Here is an 18119-nt window from a genome sequence, read left to right on the forward strand (position 1 = left end):
TGGGTGCAGGCATCAATGGTCTGGAGGATCGCCGGTTTGCCCAACCGGCGATCGTCGGCTATGTTCCGCCCGCCTTGCCGGTTAGCGCCGACGGCTGGAGTCGTTCGCTGCGCTGGGCGCCGGCTGTGTGGAGGGCGCCGGGGACACGGTGCGCCGACTGCCTTGGGTCGGGGTGCCGTGGGGGCTTTCGGGTAGGGCGGGCAGGTGGGCGCTGCGTCGCAGGCGCCAGACGAGGACGTCGCTGACGGACGTGGCGGTGTCGAGCTCGCGCCGTCGGGTGGCTTCGGCAAGCAGGGCGGCCGGGTCATGGCCAGCTCTCTGGACGTCGTCGAGGGTGGCGGCCAGGGCGGGCCAGCCGGGCTCGGCCCGGATTCGTTCGGCCAGTTCTGGCAGCACCTGGTGGAGAAGGTCTGCTTGCCGCTGCCGGACACGCGGGGCCAGACGCTGGCCTCGCTGGCGCAGGATGGCCATGGGCTGGCCGGCGGCGGCTTGGTAGGCGGCGCGGAGGTGTTGGGCGGCTTGTTCGGCGGCGGCTGCCTGCTGGCTGTGGTGCTTCCTGGCGTGCCAGTTCGCCGCGGCGATGGCGAGGAAGAAGGCCATGTCGATGAGCATGGCGGTGGTGGCGCCGTCTTCGCCGCGGCCGAGGGCGGGCCCGCTGTGGACGAGATCGCGGGCGGCCTGGCGAAGGGCGCGGTCGTGCCCGCGTACGGCCTTCACGTGGGAGCGGCTGGCCCGCTCGAACACGAAGGCCGCCTCGCGGAGTTCAGCGCGGGTGTGGGCGGCGGAGGTCTGGGCGAGCGCGTCGAGGATCTCCCCGGCTGCGGCGATCTGGGCTGCTGCCGTGCCGTCGTCACTGGTGTCGATGATCAGCAGGGCCTGCCAGGTGGCGGCGGTGGCCCGGCGCCGCGCGAAGGCGGGACCAGTCACGTGCGGCAGGGCGGGTTGCTCCGGCCTGGAGCCGTCCGCCGAGGTGGCAGCCTCCGCGGGAAGGGGCCAGCGTTCGCGGATGCGGGGCAGGGACAGATCGGGTGCGAGCGTGGAGCCCGCGTAGAACACCGACTCCTTCTCACCGTTGCGGTCATCAGGCAGCGCGACCTTGTAGCCGAGCAGGTCGCCGGAGGGCGCGATGCGCTTGCGGATCAGAAGACCGGCGGCGGCCAGCCGGTCGAAGAACTCCTCCTCGCTCGTCGCGCCGGCCACCGCACGCCGTACGGTTTCCCGCAGTTCCTCGCGCGCCGGTCGCTCTCTGCCTTGGCGTTCGGCTTTGTGGTGTTCGGCGCTGGTGGGGCGCTTGGCGGCGGTGCCATCGCCGGGCGCGACGCGGCGCAGGCCGTAGTCGGCCTCGATGGCGCGGGCCTCGGCTTGGGCGCGGCGGGCCTCGTTGTGCAGGCGGGGCCGTCGGCCGTCGTCACGGACCAGGGTGGCGATGATGTGGATGTGGTCGTCGGCGTGCCGGACGGCGGCCCACCGGCACGCGGCATCGTCGCCGTCGGCAGCGATGCCGGTGGCGGCGACCATGCGACGGGCAATGGCCGCCCAGTCCTCGTCGGGCAGGACCGGATCCTCCGGGCTGGCCCGCACGGACAGGTGCCACACGTGCTTCTTCGGGCGCCGGCCGGCGGGCAGGGCGTTGACGGGCTGGTCGAGCAGCCGCTGAAGCTGCCCGTAGGTGGCCTGCGGGTCGCGGCCGGGGTCGGGGGTGAGCGGGTCGAAGGCGTCCACCAGATGCGGGTCGGTGTGCTCCTCATGGCTGCCAGGGCCGTACAGATAGCGGATCAGCCCAATCGTCTCGCTGCCACGCTTGTGAATGCTGGGGATCACGCAGCGGCACCACCGTCACGATGGGCAAGCAGAGCATCGGCGGCATCCTCCATCCGGCGGGCCGCGCTCCGGACGGCCTTGGTCGCGGCGTCCAGGTGGGGTGCCTCGGCACCGGAGTTGAGGGCCTTGGTGACCTGGTTGAACAGACCGTGCATCCGGCCCAGGTGCCGGCGGGCAGCGAACAGCTCGTCGATGACCTCCCGCTCGGTGGCGATCTCGGCGGCGGTGCGGGTCAGGTCGCGGGCGGCCTTGTCGACGGCGTAGGCGAGGAAGGCGGCGTTGGTCATCTGGCACTGGGCGGCTGCGTCGGTGAAGCGCTTGTACTCGGCGTCGTTCATGCGGCAGCTGGGCTGCTTCAGGCGCTTGCGCTTCTTCGGCTGTCGGGCGCGCTGACGGCGCCGCGGAAGGGATTCGGCCTGCCGTCCCCCACCAGGCTGCGGTCCGCCCTCGGTCGCTGCCTGCCGGTCCAGCGCCCCCTGGCGCTGGACCGTCCCTGCCACCCCTGGGGCAGGGACTCCGGGAGCATTGCTCCCGGGACAACTTGCTCGCGCTGGGGAAGGGGTGGTTGGTAGGGCATTGTCGCTGGTGGTGGGGTCTTCTCGGTGTGGGTCGTGCATCGAGCCTCCGTCTCAGGGTGGTGGCTGTGGGAGCGGCTGGCTGTGGGGATCAGGGAGCGGGGTCGCTGGGCGCGGCCTTGAGTTTGTTTTGAATTCGCGGACGACGCGTCCGGCGTCGTCGCTGGAGACGGTGTAGCCGGCGTCGCGGAGGGCGTCCTCTACCCGGTCGCGGCCGATGCGGCCGGTCTCCTCGTACACGCGGCGGGCGAACTTGCGGATGACCTCGTCGGAGGCGCGCGGTTTGCGGTCCTCCTGTTTTTGCCGGGCAGCCGGTTTTCGCTTGCGCCTGCCCGGGGCGCCGGATGTGTCGCTGCCCGTATGCGGTGCGCCGTCTTCGGGTTCCGCCCGGCGTGTGGGCAGTCCTGGCGTCGGGCGGGCAGGTCGCGGGCGGGCCGTTGGGCGCGCCTGGGGGTCGCCCGAGTGCGGTGGATGCGGGCGGGCAGTCTCCTCTGCCCGCTGACCTGGGTCCGGGCGGGCGGAGGGCGGTTGGCTGCTCTGCCCGGAGTAGCGAGCGGTGTACGAGGTCGGGGTGTGCCAGCGCGGCGGCAGTGCGACGGTAGCGAGGCCGAGAGCCTGCTTGCGGGTGGCGAGCTTGCGCAGCAGCAACTCGTCTTGGAGTGGGTCTCCGTCGACGTCGGCCCGCTCCAGCGCCTCGTGCAGACGATCGGACAGGCGCCGGCCCCGCAGTGTGCCGCGCTGCTTGTCGGTCATCGATTCGATGCGGAGGATCAGGGTGACGGCGTCGCTCAGCGCACGCTCGCGGATGAGCCGGGCGGCGTCCGCGTCCTGGTCGGCGATGCCTAGCCGGGCCAGCAGCCGTTCACGCATCTGCCGGACGAGGACGGCGGCCAGACCGCGCGAGGCGGCCTGCGGTGTGCGGTGGCGCAGCTCGATGCCCATGGCCAGGTGCCACAGCATCGCGGCCATGACCGGGCCTACGAAAGCGCGCACGGTGCCGCCGACGAGTCCGAACTCGGCGTAGGCGGGGATGATCTGCACTCCGGTGAGCACCCACACGAGGACGCCTGGCACGCCCGGCGCGCGTGCGGGCCCGTTGAGGTTCTGGCGTGCCATCAGCGCGGTGGCGAACAGGGCCAGCTCGGCGGTGGCGAACATGAAGGCGCGCTCGACGGTGCTGCCCATGTCCAGGTAGTCGGCGGCGAACCGCCAGCTGGTGTCCGCGCTGTAGGCGGTGCAGCCGAGCGCGGCTATGGCGGCGACCGGCATTGCGACGGTCCCGCGCCAGCGGTTTGCGCCGGGCGGCTGACGGCGCTGCTGGCGGAGCATCCATCCGGCGAGCACGAGCAAGGCGAGCAGTACCGCTGTCGTTACGGGGGAGGTGACCCAGTCCGGGAGGAGCGGGATGCTGGCGCTCTGGGCAGCCAGGCGCGTGAGGGCGGGGGAGGGCAGGGCGGGGCTCCAAAGGTTGGGGGAAAAATGAAGGGCGGGAGTGGCCGCTTGGCTCGGTCTCCGGGGGGGCGCCGCCAAGGGCAGGGTGTGGTGATGCGAGGCAGGGCGGGGGAGGGGCACGCGTACGGGCCGATCAGGCGGTGGGCGCGCTCCGGCGGCGTCGGTCGGGGCCGGTGAGGATGACGCGTTCTGTCATCTCAGCGAGGCGGGAGGCGACGCGGTCACCGAGCGCGGTGCGCAGCTCGGGGGTCGGCAGGTTGGTGGTGATGAGGGTGGGGAGCATGCGCTCGTACCGGTGGTTGATGAGCCGGTAGGTCAGCTCCTCGGTCCACTCGCTGGTCTTGGCCGCGCCGAGGTCGTCCAGGAGGAGCAGCGGGCTGCGGGCCAGCGTCTGGAGGTCCCGTTCGGCATCGTGGCCGGCGCGGGGGCGGAGCCGCGCGTGCAGGTCGGCGGAGGTGGTGGCTTCCCAGCGCAGGCGGACGCCTCGGGTGAGGAGCGCGCGGAGGGCGCCGTACGCCTGGTGGGTCTTGCCCGTTCCGGTGGGGCCGACGATCAGCAGCGACGGGCCCTCGGCGATGCCGGGTCCGCCGGGTCCGGGGCGCCCGGCACCGGCCACCTGGTCGGCCCAGGCGGTGATCTGCGGGTGGTCGGCCAGGGCTCGGCGGTAGCGGGCGGGGATACGGGCGTCGGCGAGCTCCAGTGCCGTGACCGGCTCGGCTGGCGGTTCCTCGGTCGCGGCACCGGGTTCGATGCCCCGGCTGGCCAGGATCGTGTTGAGCCGGTCGGCGAGCGGGCCGACGCGGCGGGGCTCTCGGGTGAGGGTGGCGGTCAGAGTTCACCTCCATAGGCGGCGTCGACGTCGCTGGGATTCGTCCATGCCCTGTGGGCGACTGGTGCGGGCGTGGCGTTCATGGCCTCGTGGACGAGGCTCGCCAGGGTGCTGGGGTGCAGACCCTTGGCTCGGTGGCGCTCGAGTCCGGCCCGGATGTGGGCGGGGGCGATGCCCTCGTCGAGCAGCTTGCGCACCTCCCGGCCGAGGTGGCCCAGGACGCCCGCTGGCGGGCGGTGGGCACATGCGGCGACGTACTCGCGGATCAGCTGATCGGTCGAGACGGTGTCGGGCGCGTGGGCGCTCGCACCCCCCGAAGGGGTAGTTCCTAGATCCATGATCCTAGGTCCTAGATCCGGACCGTGAGGCGTCACTGTCCCCGCAGCGAGCCCTCCGGCATCCTTCACGGAGTACTCCGTGAAATGCCTCTGACCTGCGGGTTCGTCGTCAGTGCCCAGGTTCACCGTGTGCTCCGGCACTTCGCCGGAGGCTTCACGGAGGGTTCCGTGAGACGACGGTGCGGGCACCGTGAAGCTGCCTCCCACGGCGCGCTCGGCGACGATCGGCATCGCGCCGGTCGGGGTGTCGTGGTGCGGGCAGCCGGGGAGGCGGCTCTTGCTCGGCCGGTTGATCTTCTGGTGCTCTCGCCAGGTGACGATGTGCAGGTAGCGCTTGTGGTCCGCCCCCTGGTAGCGGCAGATCAGGCCGGCGTCGGCGAGCTGGGCGAGGTCATCCTCGACATCGGCGGGGGTGTGGTCGGGGCGTAGGACCCAGAGCTGTCCGGTGATGATCGCGGCGTGGTCGCGGTGACGGCCCTGGTCGTCGGCCTGGGTGAGCAGGCCGAAGAAGGTGCGCTCGGCGGTCAGGGTGACGACGGCCAGGGACTCGGAGACGAAGGCTTCGGGCTTAATGGTGCGGATTCGTGCCAAGAGGGTGCGGTCCTCACTCGGTTGCCGGCGGGCGTGCAGCCGCGGCTCACCGTCGGTCGGGGCGGAGTGGGCGTAAGAGCAGGCCGGGGATCGGTTGTTCGCGCGGGCGCGCGGAGAACCGGTCGCGTTTCCTGGGGTGTCGTCAACACAGCCACACCCAGGTCGTACAAGTCCAGCCCAATGCGGCCGAATCTCTGACGGCAGAAAGGCTGCCGAGAATCGGGTGAAGAGGGCGGTGCGAAAACGGTAGGGCACGATCGACGGTTGACCAAATAGTTGCCCGGGATGCCGAGCCAGAAGCATCACATCGCCAAGCCGTTGACCGGCTCCCGACGGGAAGTTACAACACAACACCCCACGTCAGAGCGCCATCTGCGTGTCGAATGGCATTACGGAACCCGGACTCCGCAGATCGGTGAATCCCCCCGTGTCTTAACCGTGCGCGGCGCAACATAGACCACGATCGCCGGTTAACCAAACCGGCGAATGCGCGCTACAACTGGATTCATGGCAGCACGATCAATTGAAATCGGCAGCGCAGGAATGCGAGCCGCCCGAACCATCACACTCCTCCATGCCGAACGCGGCGTCGCCTAGCACGAGTTGGCTGCACAGGTGACCGCCCTCGCCCATCCCATGTCCAGCACGGTGCTGTCCTGCATCGAATGCGTTTTGCGCTGCTGTGACGTGGCCGAGCGGGTACAGCGCGAACGCGAAGCCAGCGGCTGGAGGACAGTCACGCGGCCGACCAAGTAGGCCGAGGTCAGCCTCCGCCGGGTTCGACACCGCACAACCCCATCCCTGAACGATCAACCGGCCAGCGCGGGATCCGCCGTCCCATGCCTGGCCAGAGAAGGACCTCTCCTTGCCCGGAAACGAACTTCCCCTCGCCCAGATAGCTCGGCTCCTGGATGTTCCCGAGGGGGCCCTGCGCACGCTCGTGACCCAGCGCCGCCCCGCCGACGGTGACACCACGCTCGTCGCGCTCACGGTTGAGGAGGCTGCCCGCCGCCTCGGCATTGGCCGCACCAAGCTGTACGAATACGTCTCCACCGGAGAGATCGCCTCGGTCAAGATCGGGAGCCTCCGGCGCATCCCAACGGAGGCGGTGAACGACTTCCTGACCCGCCAGCTCGGTGCGTCGGACTTCGGGGCGGCCGCGTGACCAAGTCCTTTCCCGCCAAGACCCGCCAGCCCAACGGTGCCTCCTCGATCTTCCAGGGCAAGGACGGTCGTTGGCACGGCTACGTCACCGTCGGCGTCAAAGATGACGGCACCCCGGACCGGCGCCACGTCAGCCGCAAGACCCGCCCCGAGGTCACCAAGGTCGTCCGCGACCTGGAGCGCCAGCGCGACAAGGGCACCGTCCGCAAGGCCGGCCAGTCCTGGACCGTGAAGACCTGGCTCACCCACTGGGTCGAGAACATCGCCGCCGCGCACGTCTCGGAGAACACGATCGACGGCTACCGGGTGGCGGTCTACCACCACCTCATCCCCGGCATCGGCGCCCACCGCCTGGAGAAGCTCGAACCCGAGCATCTGGAGCGCTTCTACAAGAAGATGCAGGACAACGGCAGCGCCGCCGGCACCGCCCACCAGGCGCACCGCACGATCCGCACGGCGCTGAACGAGGCCGTGCGCCGCCAGCACCTCACCTCGAACCCGGCCTCCATCGCCAAGGCCCCCAAGGTCGAAGAGGAGGAGGTCGAGCCGTACACGGTCGAGGAGGTCCAACGCCTCCTCGCCGAAGCGGGCAAGCACCGCAACACCGCCCGCTGGGTCATCGCGCTGGCCCTGGGCCTGCGCCAGGGCGAGGTCCTCGGCATGCAGTGGGACGACGTCGACTTCGAGCTCGGCGTCATCCGCGTACGCCGTGGTCGGCTGCGGCCCCGCTACAAGCACGGCTGCGGAGACCGCTGCGGACGCAAGCCCGGCTTCTGCCCCCAGAAGATCAACACCCGCCGCGAGACGAAGAACGCCAAGTCCCGCGCCGGCCAGCGACCCATTGGCGCCCCGGACGAGCTGCTCCAGCTCCTCCGGCAGCACCGCGAGGAGCAGGCCCGCGAGCGTGCCCGGGCTCGTGACTTGTGGACGGAGAAGGGGTACGTGTTCACGTCGCCCACCGGCGAGCCCCTGAACCCGAACACGGACTATCACAAGTGGAAGGAGCTGCTGAAGGCCGCTGGCGTCCGCGATGCGCGCCTCCACGATGCCCGCCACACCGCGGCGACGGTCCTGCTCATCCTCGGCGTCTCCGACGCGGTCGTCGACGCCATCATGGGCTGGGAGCCCGGCAAGTCCGCCCGGATGCGCCGCCGCTACCAGCACCTGACCAGCCGCGTCCTCAAGGACACCGCCGCCAAGGTCGGCGGCCTCCTGTGGGGCACGGACCAGACGGCGGGAGGTGCTGAGCCGGTAGTCGACCAGAGCCCCGTCCCCGCCGAGCTGGTGGTGCACGTCGCACGCCTCGGCGAGCGGCGCGTTCCCTTCCTCCACCGCGAGCACGCCGACGAGGTCGTCGAACGGTGGAGTGAGGACTGGCCCGACCACGCCGCCGAGGTCGAGCAGTGGGACCGCTGGCGCTGGGAACACCAGGGCCCCGGCGGCGCAAGCGCCATCCGCGACCGGGTGCCCGATCGGGCCGTGGTCTTCCATGCCCGAGCCCTGTTCCTCCCTGGCGGCGAGCGCGCGGAGGCTGGCGTCCCCGAACAGTGGTCGGTGCCGGCCTGGGAGTTCGAGACCGACCGCTACACCGGCCGCGCCTCGGCCTGGCGCACGGCCCGGCGCCCCGGCGCGGGCCAGGAGGTCGAGGCCCAGGTGCGGGGCACGGACAAGACCGCCGTGGAGGCGGCCTTCGCCGAGGCTTGTGCACAGGCTGTGGACCGCGCCCGGAACCCGGGGAAGTACGGCGACACCGACGAGTGGTAGCGCGCCGACGCCCTCCTGTTGAGGCCCCGAAAGCGGGGGGTTGCTAGGGCAGGAGTCCGCTCCTCCTAAGGAGACGACGGAGGAGCCAGGAGGGTATGAGGCGTCGAAGCCCGAAGCGGTAGGCAAGAGCGCGCTCCATCGTGGTGGCGACGTGCTGCTGGTTACCCATCCCGAAGCCGCCCAGGTTCATGCCAGCGGCTGTGGTGACGGGAGCCGCGTTCCAGGCGTCAGCGCAAGCCTGCTTGAACGGGGTATCGAGCTGCGTAAGGCAGTGGTCGAAGACCTCGCTGAGCACCGTGCTTTCCGTTGCGATCCAGGCGCGGGTCTCGGCGAGGCTTTCTTGGAGGTCGTGTCCAGCGGCGGCCAGAGTGGTGAGGACCTCGGGCTCGTCGCTGGTGCGGCGGCGTATCCGGTAGGGGTATTCGATGCGGGCGACGAGGAGTTTGACGGCGGCGGCATAGCGGTCGCGGCGGCTGGTGGCGCCGGTGCGCAAGCCGGTGAGGACGTGTCCGAGGGCTGCTGCGACCACGGAAGAGCCTAGGACGAGGAGGAGGACGCTCGTCATTGTTGTGGACGTCGCTGCCGGTGCGGTGAGGGGTGCCGAGCCCATCGGCGAGCCTCCTGCTCTGTCTCGGGGGTGCGCAGCGGGTGGCTGCCGTGGGCGGGTTGACCGTGCGGGGCGTCCTCAGCCGGCCAGGTGCCGGTACGACGCCAAGCCTCTTCGTATAGCAGATGCCGGTGGACGAGCGTGATCAATGGCTCCAGACCGTCCTCGGGAATCCATCGCAGGGCTGCATCGTCGCCGGGGTACTGCAGACACAGGTCCTGCAGAGGTGGCGGGTTGCGGTGTTTGAAGGCTCGGTTGGCGGAGTCGAGGGGGAAGGCGTGGACGGTGTGGTCGGGACGGATGACCACGCGTACGCGCTCGACCGGATAGTTCTCCCGTTCCAGGGCCGGGAGCGGGCGCAGAGCGAATTCGAGCAAAGCGGCTCCGCCGGGGCCGGTACGGCCGATCGCCTGCTCTACGCCGTAGATGGTGCTGGCGTGGAGCAGGTGGTTTGCGGCTGCGGCAGGGGCGGCGAGAACCTGATTCAGCGGGTACGCCATGACCGGACCGGACGGGAAGGCTGCTGTCCGCGCGGCGAGGGCACGGCGCGGCCGGTGGAGGTGATGCTGCCGGCCGCCAGGGCACGCAGGGCATCGGCGGCACTCTGAGTCTCGGCGGCCGGGAACGGGGTGCCGAGCAGGTCGTGCCAGATCTCGATGGCAGCGGCGTGTTGGCCGTCCTCTTCCAGACGCCGTGCCTCGGCCGCCCGGCGAGCAGCGGTGGCCAGGGCGGTGGCGTAGGCCGTGCGCTGCGCGATCGTCCAGTCGGCGGTGAGGTCGTCGACGCCGGTGGGGTCGAGTACCGGGCGCGTGACCGCTTGGGCAGCGTGGGCGAGAGTTACGGCCAGGGCCTGGGAGTGTTCGAGCGGGCCGGTGACGGCGTCGTAGGCGAGGGCTTCCCACAGAAGACCGCAGGTGTCGCCGAGGATGGCATGGTCCTTCTTGTAGGACTTCAGCATGCGGACCTGGTGGACGAATCGCCCGCCAGTGGCCTGGTTACGAGTGCTGGTGATCCTATTGAGCGTACGGGTGTTGCACCACTCCCAGATGTCATTCTCCCGGTCGGCGATGTAGACGATCTCGCCGGCATCCTCGTCGAGCGCGGGTACCAGGTCGAAGGTGAAGTCGAGATCGGGGAAGGTGACCTGGAGGGCGTGGGCGGGAGCGTCGTCCACGTCGAACTGGGCTTCGGGGTATTCGTCGGCAAGGGCCTCACGGATGAGGTGCATCGCATGGGCAGGTCCACCGGGCCGACGCAGGATCTCCTTCAGCCGCGGGTGCATCCGGATGACCATGTCGACGTCCTTGAGCGGCTTCAGCATCGTCTTGCGAGCGAAGCTGCCCTGCAGGAAGGTGCCGATGGCCAGACCGGCGCTCACCAGGAGGTCGGTGATGTCGTTGTGTCGCTCCTGGGCGCTCATGCGTTCGCGGGCGTCGAGGTTGAGTTCCTCGTCGAAGGCGTCGAATGCGCCCTTTGTGCTGCTGTTCATAGTGCCGTCGTGCTCGTTTCTACCGGCCTCAGAGATGGTGGTGCCCGGTGCCGGCGCCGGGTCCCGCAAGTTGTGGTGCGCCCGGTGCGGGCGCTTTCACTGAGGACAGACGACGTAACTCGGCAGTAGCGGGATGCGTGGGGCCGATGGTTCAGTCGCAGTCGCGGCAGCGTGCACTGGCACCGTCGAACATGGCCAGAGGGTGTACGACGAAGCAGGCGGTGCACTGCCGCTCGGAAACCTTGCGGTCGCAGCCACATCGACGGCAGTCGGGGCACGGGGCGGACTCGCAGCGGGCGCAGGCGGGGGCGTAGGAGGTGAAGTCCTCCCCACAGTGAGCGCAGGTGTACTCGGTGGGCTCGGGCCCGGTCTGCCGGGCGGAGGGCGCAAATGATTTCCAGGGGGCGAGGTCGGTGACGGCGATGGTGAGGAGGTAGCCGCCCATTTCTGCGGTCTGTAGGTACAGCTCCTCGCCGAGGATCCCGTCGCGGTAGGCAAGTCGTCCCCGTCCCTCGGTACGGCCGCCGCCGGACAGGGCAGTACGGAGAACGGGAACGTGACTCTGGTCACTGCCGCGGCGCAGTGGGGGCAGCCCGTGGGAGGCAGCGAAGGCCAGGGCTCCGTCAGAGTCGATAAGCAGGACATGGCCGGGGGCGGGGAGACGTTCGCTGGCTTTGACGCATGTCGCCATGCGGGAGGCGTTGCTGGACCGCCACAAGGCGACAGCGGCGTCGGCCGTAGGTCCGGCCTCAGTGATGTGCTGATCGGCGAGCGTCTGGGGCAGGAGGATGTCGGCGGCGAAGGCGTCGCACGCCGATTCCTCCAGGGTGGTGCCACCGTCGGGCTGGTCGAGCAGGACGTCCATGAGTTCCACCATGGTCTGCTGCAGGTGGTGGCCAAGCTCGTGGAGCGCGGTGAAATCGCGGCGGGCCAGGCTCGCGGAGGCGGCGACCGCGAGGACAGCAGGAGTACCGGCGAAATAAGCGCCGGAGACGCTGCATCCGTTGCCGGATCGCGCGTCGGGTATCTCCCTGACCTCCAGACCGGGCCACTGGCGCAGCTCGTGCAGGGCGCTGGCGCCCAGCCGCTGCATGGCATCGGCGTGGTCGCGACGCAAGACGGTCAGCATGGCCTCGGCCTGAGCTCGTGCTGCGGCGCGACGGAGATAATTCACTATTGACCCCCTCGACTGAGGTGGACGTCGAAAAAGCGGTCCACACGGGCGGGCCAGTCGGCCTCGGCAGGGCGTTCTTGCCTCGCTGCCAGGGCAAGGGTGGCAAAGAGCGCCTGCTTGCGAGCGTCGTCTTCAGTGGTGTTGGTGAGCTGCGCGAGGTGACGGATCTGCGCACGCCGAGCCGGACGGCTCAGCTCGTGCACCAGACGATCAGGAAGTGGCGGATTGGCGGCCAGAACGTCGTCCAGAGGAAGCCCCAGGACCGGTGCGAGGAGGCTGGCCTCGTGCGGGGTGAGCGGTGTCCTCGCACGTAGAAGGGCGAGGGCGCGGGGCGGCTCAATGCCCAGGTGCTCGATCAGGTCGGCGGGTCCCAGGCCGTGCTGCTTCAGCAGCACGGCCAGGTCGCCGCTGCCCTGTGGTGCCCAGTGCGCCGAAGTTAGCACTTCCATGACGTCAGCCAGGACGGCGCGGAATTCGGACGCCTGCGCTGCTGCGCTGGGGATGGGGCTGCCGTAGCGATACTCGGTCGGGGTCGGGGTCGGGGTCGGGGTTGGAGAGCCTTTGGCGTCCAGCGGGACGGACAGCTGGCTGACTTGCCGGTCCAGGACACACCAAGGAAGGCGGCTGCCCAGGCCGCACCACAACGCCAAGGGCTGTTTCAGGGTGGAGGCTGAGGCTGGCAGCAGCAATGTTTGCGAGTCGTGGAAGTGGGTCTCCAATGAGACCGGAAGGCCAAAGACGGCGGTGGCATCTACCGCAGTGACGGCCACGATCTCGACGACGTCGTCCCATACGGCACGCCAGATCTGTCCTGGACGAGGGTCGCCAGGGGTGGCCGCTGCTGTGGCGCGGACCTCTTGGGGAACGGCCAGCCGGGCTGTCGCAGCGCGCAGCCGCTCGTATGCGCTGCTCGATGGCTGACTCATCGGGCGGCCCCCAATCCCTCATGGCGGTCTGTTTCCACTATGGACAAACGACGTCACTCGCCGGACGTCAGGGGGGTTCCTCGCCCCGGCGCAGCAACGCTGCGACGACGTCGCCCGGGTTACTTCCGTCACTTGTCAGCGCCAGCCTGAGCTTTTCACGCAAGGCGTCCATGATCACTGACGCCTGGTTGCGTCCGAGCCCCAGCAGATTGGCGACCTCCGTTGGATTGTCGTCAAGGTGAGGCAGCAGTCGGCGTTCCTGTTGGGACATCGCTTCCCAGATTTCCCCCGCCACCGTCTCTGCCGCCACCGGATCGGCGTCCGTAGCCGAGTCGGCGACGGAGTCGATGAGGATGCCCTCGTCCGCGTAGAGGGGGGTGAACTGGGGAGGCGTGAGCAACTCGAAGCGGGCTTCGAGAACCTTGGCGAGATCCTCCTCCCGGACCGCTCCGCCGGCGGCCTCAAGGATCGCAACGAGTACCGTCATCAGGGCATGCTCGGTTTGCTTCGGGGTGGGCCCGGAGCGATTCCACGCGTTGATCCAAACCCCGTGTACGCCCCAAGCGGCCTGGACCAGTTCGTCGAGATCGCCCTGCCAGACGGCGTCGGGCGAATGCGAGACCAGGGTCCAGCGAGGCGAAGCGCCAGGTACCGCGCGGAACCGGTCGTCCTCGCCAAGGCGCGAGGCGAACCGTCGACGCAGTTTCCCTCGCTCGGTGCCCTTCGCCTGATCGATCAGGAAGTACCTGATCGACGTGAAGAACATCTTCTCCAGGGACGTGTCGTCGACCGTCTTCAGGAAGCAGTTCAAAAGGAACTGCTCCTCCTTCTTGCTGATCATCTCGAACAAGAGCTCGTCGACGGCCTCGTCGGTCCATGAGTTGTGCCCGTCGGGCGGTGGGAACCCCTGAGTCCGTGCCACTTGCCGGCCCACGCGCCGCAGCAGCTCAAGGCCAAGATCGCCTAGCTGGCCAAGTCGCGCCAGCTCCTCATGTGCCCCGCCCGCCATCAACCACCCGGCCTGATCTCGCGGACGCCTCGTCCGCACAGGCTTTACCCATACACCCTCTCCCGCTCAGCGGTAACCCGCCGCGCCAGGGGCCAGCGGCACGGCTTCACACCGCACCGGGCGCTCACCAGCAGGAACTGCAACCAAAACTGCAACCACGCACGAAGAAGGGCCCCACCGCGAACGGTGGGGCCCTTCGACATCGTGCCCGGTGAGGCACTGGCGGAGGATACGAGATTCGAACTCGTGAGGGGTTGCCCCCAACACGCTTTCCAAGCGTGCGCCCTAGGCCTCTAGGCGAATCCTCCGCCGGAAACATTACATGACGCAGAGGAGTGCTCGCGAACCCGTTCCCATCGGCCCGGAACCGGGGTCCGACCACCCCCCTGCATCGGGTAACCTGGGCGCAGCCCCTCACGTGGCGCTATCTGACTGAACTCCCCCAGGGCCGGAAGGCAGCAAGGGTAGGTCGGCTCTGGCGGGTGCGTGAGGGGCGCTTGCGTTGTGCGGGGACCTCGGGGTCTCGGGGCGGCTTCGATTGTCGGCGGGCCCCGATAACCTCGTAAGCGTGTCGTCCCTTGCGCTGTACCGCCGCTATCGCCCCGAGTCGTTCGCCGAGGTCATCGGGCAGGAGCATGTCACCGACCCGTTGCAGCAGGCCCTGCGGAACAACCGGGTCAATCACGCGTACCTGTTCAGCGGGCCGCGCGGCTGCGGCAAGACGACCAGTGCCCGCATCCTCGCCCGCTGTCTGAACTGCGAGAAGGGCCCGACGCCGACGCCCTGCGGTGAGTGCCAGTCCTGCCGCGATCTCGCGCGCAACGGGCCGGGGTCGATCGACGTCATCGAGATCGACGCCGCGTCGCACGGAGGCGTGGACGACGCCCGTGACCTGCGCGAAAAGGCGTTCTTCGGGCCGGCGAGCAGCCGCTACAAGATCTACATCATCGACGAGGCCCACATGGTCACCTCGGCGGGCTTCAACGCTCTGCTGAAAGTGGTCGAGGAGCCCCCGGAGCATCTGAAGTTCATCTTCGCGACCACCGAGCCCGAGAAGGTCATCGGGACCATCCGGTCCAGGACGCACCACTACCCGTTCCGTCTCGTGCCGCCGGGCACGCTCCGGGAGTACCTGGCGGAGGTGTGCGGACGCGAGGGCATCCCCGTCGAGGACGGGGTGCTGCCGCTCGTCGTGCGCGCCGGGGCCGGGTCCGTTCGTGACTCCATGTCCGTCATGGACCAGCTGCTCGCCGGCGCGGCCGAGGACGGTGTGACGTATGCCATGGCCACCTCCCTCCTCGGATACACGGACGCGTCGCTGCTCGACTCGATCGTGGACGCCTTCGCCTCAGGCGACGGCGCCGCGGCCTTCGAGGTCGTGGACCGCGTCATCGAGGGCGGGAACGACCCGCGCAGGTTCGTCGCCGATCTCCTGGAGCGGCTGCGGGACCTGGTGATCCTCGCCGCCGTTCCGGACGCGGGCACCAAGGGCCTGATCGACGCGCCCGCCGACGTCGTGGAGCGCATGCAGGCGCAGGCGTCCGTCTTCGGCGCCGCCGAGCTCAGCCGCGCGGCCGACCTGGTGAACACCGGACTGACCGAGATGCGCGGCGCCACGTCCCCGCGGCTCCAGCTGGAGCTGATCTGCGCCCGCGTGCTGCTGCCCGCCGCCTTCGACGACGAGCGGTCCGTGCAGGCCCGGCTCGACCGGCTGGAGCGCGGCGCGACGTTCTCGGCGGGCGGGCCGGCGCCCGCCATGGGATACGTCCCCGGTCCCGAGGCGCAGGCGCACGCCCCGGTGCCGCCCGGTGGCGGTCCCGCGGCGGCGCGCGCCGCCGTACGGCTCGAGGCGGCTCCGCCCGCACCGGCACCCGCCGCTCCGGTGGCCGCGCCCGCACCGCCGCCCGCAGCCGCGCCCGAGCCCGCCGCCCCTCAGGCGCCGCCAGCCGCCGAGCCCGCGCCTGCCCGTCCCGGCGCCTGGCCGGGCGCGACCGGTGGCGGCGGAGCCCCGGAGGCGCCGCGGCGGCCCGGCGGCTGGCCCACCGCCTCGGCCCCCGGCCAGGGCACATCCCCCGCCGCCTCTCAGCCACCGCGGACCCCGGAGCCCGCGCCCCCCGGCCCCGCCGCTGCCGCGCCCGCACCGGGCCCTGTCATGTCCCAGGGCGCCGGCCAGGTACGGAACATGTGGCCGGACATCCTGGAGGCCGTGAAGAACCGGCGCCGCTTCACCTGGATCCTCCTCAGCCAGAACGCGCAGGTGGCGGGCTTCGACGGCACCACGCTCCAGCTCGGCTTCATCAATGCCGGCGCCCGGGACAACTTCGCGAGCAGTGGCAGCGAGGACGTCCTGAAGCAGGCGCTCGCCGAGCAGTTCAACGTGCAGTGGAAGGTCGAGGCGATCGTCGATCCGTCCGGCGGCGCGGGCGGAGGGCCCGGCGGTGGCCAGTCCGGCTCCGGCGGTTACGGCGGCCAGTCCTCGGGCGGGTCGGGAGGCTACGGCGGGCAGTCCGGTGCCGGCGGCGGTTACGGCGGGCAGGGCGGCTACGGACAGAGCAGGCCACCCGCCGCCGCTCCGGCCCCGCCCGCCCCGGCGGCGCCCGCACCCCGGCCCGCCCCGTCGACTCCGTCCACGCCTCCTGCGGCGGCCGCGCCGCAGTCGGCCCCCGAGCCGGTCCGCCCGGCGGAGACGTACAGTCCGCCGCCGCCCCCACCGGTCTCGCCGGAGGACGACGTCCCGGAGGAGGACGACCCGGATCTCGTCGACTCGGCGCTCTCCGGGCACGATCTGATCGTGCGCGAGCTCGGCGCCACGGTCGTGGAGGAATATACGAACGAGTAGCGGGCCTGCCCTCGGAGGCCCGTACGACGCCGTGGGGCGCACGGCGGTTAGGCTTGCGCCCGTGAAGGTCCTCGTCATCGGCGGCGGCGCCCGCGAACACGCCCTGTGCCGCTCTCTGTCCCTCGATCCCGACGTCACCGCTCTGTACTGCGCGCCCGGAAACGCCGGTATCGCCGAGGTCGCCGAGCTGCACCCGGTCGACCCGCTGGACGGCCCGGCCGTCGCGCGGCTCGCCACCGTCCTCGGCGCCGAACTCGTCGTGGTCGGCCCGGAGGCGCCGCTCGTCGCCGGTGTCGCCGACCAGGTCCGCGCCGCGGGGATCCCGTGCTTCGGCCCGTCGGGCGCCGCGGCGCAGCTGGAGGGCTCCAAGGCCTTCGCCAAGGACGTGATGGCCGGGGCGGGAGTGCCCACGGCCCGCAGCTACGTCTGCACCACTCCTGAGGAGATCGACGAGGCGCTCGACGCCTTCGGCGCCCCGTACGTGGTCAAGGACGACGGGCTCGCCGCCGGCAAGGGTGTCGTGGTCACGAGTGACCTGGAGCAGGCCCGCGAACACGCGCTCGCGTGCGGCCGGGTCGTCATCGAGGAGTACCTCGACGGCCCCGAGGTCTCGCTCTTCGCCGTCACCGACGGCGAGACCGTCGTGCCCCTGAGGCCCGCCCAGGACTTCAAGCGCGCGCTCGACGGTGACGAGGGCCCGAACACGGGCGGCATGGGCGCGTACTCGCCGCTGCCGTGGGCCGACCCCAAGCTGGTCGACGAGGTCATGGACACCGTCCTCCAGCCGACGGTCGACGAGATGCGCCGCCGCGGCACGCCCTTCTCCGGGCTGCTGTACGCGGGTCTCGCGATCACGTCGCGCGGTGTGCGGGTCATCGAGTTCAACGCGCGCTTCGGCGACCCGGAGACGCAGGTCGTGCTCGCCCGGCTGAAGACGCCGCTGGCCGGAGTCCTGCTCGCCTCGGCGAACGGCACACTGGACACCCTCCCTCCGCTCACATGGCGTGACGACGCGGCCGTGACCGTCGTCATCGCGTCCCACAACTACCCGGGCACGCCGCGCACCGGCGACCCGATCGAGGGCCTCGACGAGGTCGCCGCCGAGGACGCGCCGCACGCGTACGTCCTGCACGCCGGTACCAAGCGCGACGGCGACGCGATCGTGAGCGCCGGCGGCCGGGTGCTGTCGGTGACGGCGACGGGCAAGGACCTGGCCGAGGCGCGCGAGCGCGCGTACCGCGCGGTGTCGCGCATCCGCCTGGAGGGCTCCCAGCACCGGACGGACATCGCCCGCGCCGCCGCGGAGGGCTGACCGGCGGGGCCGTTCCGGCTCCCGTACACGAGCGCACCTTCTTCCCGGACGGGGCCCGGCGCACAGCGCGCCGGTCCCCGTCCGTATGCCGGATCCAGTCGAACCGTGCGCGCCCGGCTCCGTCGAGCCATCGCCTCGTGCGGGAAACCGCCGGCCCCGCGCGTACGCCCGGTAACACCCGCTCGACCTGCGCTTCCACACCCCAGTCCGCTGCCGTCCGCCGCGTCCG

The 18119-nt window shown here is 70.7% G+C and carries 15 protein-coding genes, 1 tRNA gene and 1 other RNA gene; 5 read left to right on the forward strand and 12 right to left on the reverse strand.

Features of this window, described 5'->3' with window-relative positions:
- Positions 1 to 81 precede the first annotated feature (81 nt).
- The 5 genes from ACWD0A_RS22910 to ACWD0A_RS22930 all read right to left on the reverse strand — a co-directional run bounded on the left by ACWD0A_RS22910 (position 82) and on the right by ACWD0A_RS22930 (position 5606).
- Positions 82 to 1821: a relaxase/mobilization nuclease domain-containing protein gene (locus tag ACWD0A_RS22910; RefSeq protein ID WP_451300832.1), complete on the reverse strand. Its 1740-nt coding sequence runs from the start codon at positions 1819 to 1821 to the stop codon at positions 82 to 84.
- Positions 1818 to 2159: a plasmid mobilization relaxosome protein MobC gene (locus ACWD0A_RS22915; RefSeq protein WP_451300834.1), complete on the reverse strand. Its 342-nt coding sequence runs from the start codon at positions 2157 to 2159 to the stop codon at positions 1818 to 1820. Before ACWD0A_RS22915 ends, ACWD0A_RS22910 begins: the two co-directional genes overlap by 4 nt.
- Before the next feature lie 291 nt (positions 2160 to 2450).
- A complete protein-coding gene (locus ACWD0A_RS22920) occupies positions 2451 to 3665 on the reverse strand; it encodes a hypothetical protein (RefSeq protein WP_451300836.1) in 1215 nt (404 codons plus the stop codon).
- A 316-nt stretch (positions 3666 to 3981) separates the two neighbouring features.
- On the reverse strand, positions 3982 to 4680 hold the full coding sequence (locus tag ACWD0A_RS22925) for an ATP-binding protein (RefSeq protein WP_451300941.1): 699 nt from the start codon (positions 4678 to 4680) through the stop codon (positions 3982 to 3984).
- Positions 4677 to 5606, reverse strand: coding sequence for a hypothetical protein (locus ACWD0A_RS22930; protein ID WP_451300838.1), 930 nt, complete (start codon positions 5604 to 5606; stop codon positions 4677 to 4679). The genes ACWD0A_RS22925 and ACWD0A_RS22930 overlap by 4 nt, the downstream gene beginning before the upstream one ends.
- Positions 5607 to 6471: 865 nt before the next feature.
- Here ACWD0A_RS22930 and ACWD0A_RS22935 point away from each other — a divergent pair.
- Together ACWD0A_RS22935 and ACWD0A_RS22940 are read left to right on the forward strand one after the other, a co-directional pair.
- On the forward strand, positions 6472 to 6771 hold the full coding sequence (locus tag ACWD0A_RS22935) for a helix-turn-helix domain-containing protein (protein WP_451300840.1): 300 nt from the start codon (positions 6472 to 6474) through the stop codon (positions 6769 to 6771).
- A complete protein-coding gene (locus ACWD0A_RS22940; RefSeq protein WP_451300842.1) occupies positions 6768 to 8534 on the forward strand; it encodes a tyrosine-type recombinase/integrase in 1767 nt (588 codons plus the stop codon). Before ACWD0A_RS22935 ends, ACWD0A_RS22940 begins: the two co-directional genes overlap by 4 nt.
- Before the next feature lie 43 nt (positions 8535 to 8577).
- On the opposite strand, the gene ACWD0A_RS22945 is transcribed toward ACWD0A_RS22940, so the two are convergent.
- The 7 genes from ACWD0A_RS22945 to ACWD0A_RS22975 all read right to left on the reverse strand — a co-directional run bounded on the left by ACWD0A_RS22945 (position 8578) and on the right by ACWD0A_RS22975 (position 14047).
- Positions 8578 to 9099 carry a hypothetical protein gene (locus tag ACWD0A_RS22945; protein WP_451300844.1) on the reverse strand — a complete coding sequence of 174 codons (522 nt, stop codon included), beginning with the start codon at positions 9097 to 9099 and terminating at the stop codon, positions 8578 to 8580.
- Positions 9096 to 9641, reverse strand: a complete 546-nt coding sequence (locus tag ACWD0A_RS22950; protein ID WP_451300846.1) for a hypothetical protein — start codon at positions 9639 to 9641, stop codon at positions 9096 to 9098. The genes ACWD0A_RS22945 and ACWD0A_RS22950 overlap by 4 nt, the downstream gene beginning before the upstream one ends.
- Positions 9626 to 10630 carry an SMODS domain-containing nucleotidyltransferase gene (locus ACWD0A_RS22955; RefSeq protein WP_451300848.1) on the reverse strand — a complete coding sequence of 335 codons (1005 nt, stop codon included), beginning with the start codon at positions 10628 to 10630 and terminating at the stop codon, positions 9626 to 9628. Before ACWD0A_RS22955 ends, ACWD0A_RS22950 begins: the two co-directional genes overlap by 16 nt.
- A 151-nt stretch (positions 10631 to 10781) precedes the next feature.
- Positions 10782 to 11759: an ImmA/IrrE family metallo-endopeptidase gene (locus ACWD0A_RS22960; RefSeq protein ID WP_451300850.1), complete on the reverse strand. Its 978-nt coding sequence runs from the start codon at positions 11757 to 11759 to the stop codon at positions 10782 to 10784.
- 44 nt (positions 11760 to 11803) lie between these two features.
- On the reverse strand, positions 11804 to 12730 hold the full coding sequence (locus ACWD0A_RS22965; RefSeq protein ID WP_451300852.1) for a hypothetical protein: 927 nt from the start codon (positions 12728 to 12730) through the stop codon (positions 11804 to 11806).
- Positions 12731 to 12797: 67 nt separating this feature from the next.
- On the reverse strand, positions 12798 to 13571 hold the full coding sequence (locus ACWD0A_RS22970; RefSeq protein ID WP_451300854.1) for a hypothetical protein: 774 nt from the start codon (positions 13569 to 13571) through the stop codon (positions 12798 to 12800).
- A gap of 388 nt (positions 13572 to 13959) precedes the next feature.
- Positions 13960 to 14047: transfer RNA gene (locus ACWD0A_RS22975), tRNA-Ser, on the reverse strand.
- Positions 14048 to 14144: 97 nt separating this feature from the next.
- On the opposite strand from ACWD0A_RS22975, the gene ffs reads away from it, so the two are divergent.
- From ffs to purD, 3 genes are all read left to right on the forward strand, one after another.
- Positions 14145 to 14243: signal recognition particle sRNA small type (gene ffs / locus ACWD0A_RS22980), an RNA gene on the forward strand.
- A 64-nt stretch (positions 14244 to 14307) separates the two neighbouring features.
- Entirely contained in the window at positions 14308 to 16578 is a 2271-nt protein-coding gene (locus ACWD0A_RS22985) for a DNA polymerase III subunit gamma and tau (protein WP_451300856.1), read from the forward strand.
- A 61-nt stretch (positions 16579 to 16639) separates the two neighbouring features.
- Positions 16640 to 17890 (forward strand): phosphoribosylamine--glycine ligase, encoded by a 1251-nt coding sequence (gene purD, locus ACWD0A_RS22990; protein ID WP_451300858.1) that lies wholly within the window; start codon positions 16640 to 16642, stop codon positions 17888 to 17890.
- The last annotated feature ends 229 nt before the right edge of the window (positions 17891 to 18119 follow it).

Source organism: Streptomyces sp. NPDC002867 (assembly GCF_053591895.1).

Coding starts and splice junctions, on each gene's coding strand:
- ACWD0A_RS22915 (WP_451300834.1), bottom strand. CDS start 2,159: ATGAACGACGCCGAGTACAAGCGCTTCACCGACGCAGCCGCCCAGTGC.
- ACWD0A_RS22920 (WP_451300836.1), bottom strand. CDS start 3,665: ATGCCGGTCGCCGCCATAGCCGCGCTCGGCTGCACCGCCTACAGCGCG.
- ACWD0A_RS22945 (WP_451300844.1), bottom strand. CDS start 9,099: ATGACGAGCGTCCTCCTCCTCGTCCTAGGCTCTTCCGTGGTCGCAGCA.
- ACWD0A_RS22950 (WP_451300846.1), bottom strand. CDS start 9,641: ATGGCGTACCCGCTGAATCAGGTTCTCGCCGCCCCTGCCGCAGCCGCA.
- ACWD0A_RS22955 (WP_451300848.1), bottom strand. CDS start 10,630: ATGAACAGCAGCACAAAGGGCGCATTCGACGCCTTCGACGAGGAACTC.
- ACWD0A_RS22960 (WP_451300850.1), bottom strand. CDS start 11,759: ATGCTGACCGTCTTGCGTCGCGACCACGCCGATGCCATGCAGCGGCTG.
- ACWD0A_RS22965 (WP_451300852.1), bottom strand. CDS start 12,730: ATGAGTCAGCCATCGAGCAGCGCATACGAGCGGCTGCGCGCTGCGACA.
- ACWD0A_RS22970 (WP_451300854.1), bottom strand. CDS start 13,571: ATGATCAGCAAGAAGGAGGAGCAGTTCCTTTTGAACTGCTTCCTGAAG.